This is a genomic window from Isoptericola sp. NPDC057391 (assembly GCF_042668085.1).
Classification (GTDB): domain Bacteria; phylum Actinomycetota; class Actinomycetes; order Actinomycetales; family Cellulomonadaceae; genus Isoptericola.
The window spans coordinates 1-3,309 of the sequence record NZ_JBHVBO010000288.1; the positions used below are offsets into that span (position 1 = coordinate 1).

General features: G+C 78.4%; 2 protein-coding genes. Both read left to right on the forward strand.

The genetic code is table 11. From position 1 onward, the window contains the following. Window positions 1-1,874, forward strand: a 1,874-nt coding sequence (locus tag ACFUVW_RS20290; protein ID WP_430573101.1) for an FtsX-like permease family protein, incomplete at its 5' end; no start/stop codon positions are given. Continuing rightward, the coding region (locus ACFUVW_RS20295; RefSeq protein ID WP_430573102.1) for an FtsX-like permease family protein at window positions 1,874-3,309 on the forward strand (1,436 nt) is incomplete at its 3' end. The genes ACFUVW_RS20290 and ACFUVW_RS20295, both read left to right, overlap by 1 nt.

Consider the following 3,309-nt stretch of genomic DNA (forward strand, 5'->3'; position numbering starts at 1 on the left):
GGGCGGCGGCCGCCGCGCGCCGCCCGGGCACGCGCGTGCTGGCGGCGCGACAGGTGGCGCGGCGGCTCGCGGTCACCGCGGTGCCCGTGGTGCTGGTGGTGGTGGCCGCGGGGAGCGTGGTGCTCGCCTCCGCGTACACCGGGACCGGGCAGCACCTGCGCGCGTCGGCCGCCGGCGTCGCGGCGGGCAGCGACGTGCGCGTCGTCGCGGCGGAGGGGTCGCCCGGGCCCGTGGCGACCTACGCGGCGCTGCCGGGGGCCGTGGCCGCCGCGCCCGTGCGGGCGTCCGAGGCGGCCGTGGACGGCGTCCCCCTGTCCACGACGGGCATCCCCCCGGACCAGATCGCGTCCGTGGCGCGCGGACCGCACGGGCAGCAGGGCGTCGACGAGCTCGCGGCGGCGCTGGGCGGCCCCGGCCCGTACGCCGACAACCCCCGGCTCCCGGCCGGTACCACCGGCCTGGTGCTCGGCGTCACCGGGCAGTACTACGTCGTCGACCAGGACGTCCCGGCCGGCCCCGCCGGTGAGCCCGCCTCCTGGGCGTCCCTCCTCGAGGCCACCGGTCCGATCCCCTCCGAGCGGGGCCGGCTGCTCGCCCTGGAGGCGTCGACGATCGCGCTCACGCTCTGGCTGGCCGACCCGGACGGGCAGCTCGCCCGGGTCGAGGCGGAGGAGCTCGACGTCGACCTGGACGGCGACCTGGACGGCGGCCTCGACGCGGCGCGCCCGATCGGCCCCGACGAGCGCACGGTCCAGGTCCGGGCGCAGGTGCCCCCCACGCCCGGCGGTGCCGACGGCGCGCCGGGCGCCTGGACCCTCGTCGCGCTCGACGCCCGGCTGCCGGGGTCGCGCAGCGCGATCACGACCCTGCGGCTCGGCGTGGACGAGCTGGTCGCCACCACCGACGACGGCGGGACGTCGGCGGTGGACGTCGCCGGCGTCGACTGGGCGCCCGCGTTCGACGACCCGACGGCCAATGCCGTCTTCGGCGCCCGTCCGGGCGACGGCCTGAGCCTCGCCGCCCAGGCCGACTACGAGGCGATGCCCTCCCCGTTCCGCGTCATGGCGGCCGGTTCGGGTCGCGAGCCCGCCCCCGCCGTCCTGTCCGAGGACCTCGCGGCGCTGCTCGACGTCACCGCGGGGGGATCGACGGAGCTCCCGCTCGGCGAGGGCGGGCGGCTCGCCGTGGAGGTGGTCGACGTCGTGGACGTCGTCCCGGGCTCGCTGCAGCCCGCGGCCGCCCTGGTGGGCCTCGACCGGTTGCAGGCGGCGGCGCTGCGCCTCGCCACGGTCGTGCCCGGGGCCGGCGAGGCGTGGGTCCGTGCGGCGCCCGGCACCGACGTCGACCGTCTGGCCGCGGACGCCGTCGACGCCGCGGCGGCCCCCGGTGCGGGCCAGGTCCACGTCACGACGTCGTCCGGGAGCCAGGGCTCCGACGCCGCGGGGCCGGTGCGCCAGGCGTTCGCCGTCGCCGCGCTCGCCGCCGTGGCGCTCGCGCTGGTCGGCGTGGGCGCCGTGAGCGTCGCCGGCCTGCGGGAGCGGCGCGGCGAGGTCGCGGTGCTCCGGGCCGTCGGCCTGCCGCCCCGGGCGCAGGGGACGAGCCGGGCCACGGAGCTCGCCGTCGTCGTGGCCGCCGCGCTGGTCGCGGGGCTCCTGGCGGGGTGGGCGCTGGCGGCCGCGACCGTGCCCGGGCTGGCCGCCGCCACGCTCACCGGGTTCGCCGTCGTCCCCACGCCGGACATGGCGTTCGCGGCCGCCGCGGCGCTCGTGCCCGGCGTCCTGCTGGTCGCGGGGCTGGCCGCCGTCGCGCTCGCGGTGCGGGCCGTGGTCACCGCCCAGGCGCGCGAGGGCGCCTACCGGGAGGAGGTGCGCTGATGCTGTGGCTGCTGCTGCGTCGCCACCTGCGCACGGCGTGGGGCACGGCGCTGGTCCTCGCGGTCGTGACCGTCCTCGGGGCCGGCGCGGCCACCGCCGCGACGCGGGCGATCGGCGAGCTGCGCTCGGAGCAGGTCACCTACGCCAGCGAGCAGCTCTCGTCCCAGCGCCGGGACGTCTCCTCGCGGGCGTCCGTGGTGCCCGGAGGGGGCCTGTCCGCCATGGACGCCGCCCTGACCGAGCCGCAGGCCGAGCCCGCAGTCCCCCCGGCGCCCCGGTGGGAGGAGTTCCTCGACGGCATGGTGCGGCTGCGCGACGGCCTGCCCCGACCGCTGCGCGACGTGCTCGGCGAGCCGTCGTTCGCCGTCTCCTCGCGGGAGACGACGACCGAGCAGGTGCCCGGGTCCGGGATCCAGATCCCGGAGGTCGTCATGCGGGCGTCGGCGCGGATGACCGAGGACCTGCGGCTGGTCGAGGGCGAGTGGCCAGCCGCGACGCCCGTGCTGACGGGCTTCAACGGCCCCGAGGGGGAGGAGCCCGTGCAGGTGGTCCTGTCCCGCTCGGCGGCGGAGACGCTCGGGTGGGAGCTCGGCGGCACCTACGCCGTGGACGTCTGGAAGCACCCCCCGCTGCGTGTCGTGGGGCTCACCGAGCCCGTCGACCCCGACGCGAGCACCTGGTACCACCAGGCCTTCGGGCGCACCGCGCAGGTGGGCGTGACCCCGGACGGCGCCACGATCGCGACGGCGGCCGTCTACGTCGACCCCGCGATGATCGGCTCCCTCGCCTTCCGGGAGATGCAGACCGAGCTCTGGTACCCCGTGACGGTCGAGGGCATCCGGTCGGACGAGGTCGCGCTGCTCGCCGACCAGGTGCGCGGCCTCACGCACGAGAGCCTGACGGTGCTGCCCGGCGACCCCGTGACCCTCCAGGCGCGCACCGGCCTCTCGGACGTGCTCGACGCGCTGATGCGCGAGCGCGTGACCACCGACGCGGTCCTCGCGGTGCTCGTGGTGGGGCCGCTCGGGGCGCTGGGCGCCGTGGTGGTGCTGGCGGCGCGCCTCGTCGTCGAGCGACGCCGGTCGGCGCTCGCGGTGCTCCTCGCGCGCGGCGCGACCGGTGCCCGGCTGCGGCTGCTCACGGCGACCGAGGGCCTCGCCGTGTCCCTGCCCGCGGCCGTCGCCGGCCTGCTGCTCGGCCTCCTCCTCCGGCCGGGCGCGGTGACCGGCGTCCAGCTCCTCTGGGTCGCCGTGGCCGGCGGGCGGTCTCGCACCGAGGGCCGGATGGGAGAGGGCTCACCATCGCCATCGGCGGTGACACGGTCGAGTGCAAGAAGGGGGGACCGGTCGTCGTCAACGGCAAGGCGCTCGACGAGCCGTACATCTACCCCGGCAACACCGCGTGCGACGACCACCCCTTCGGCCCGCTCAAGGTG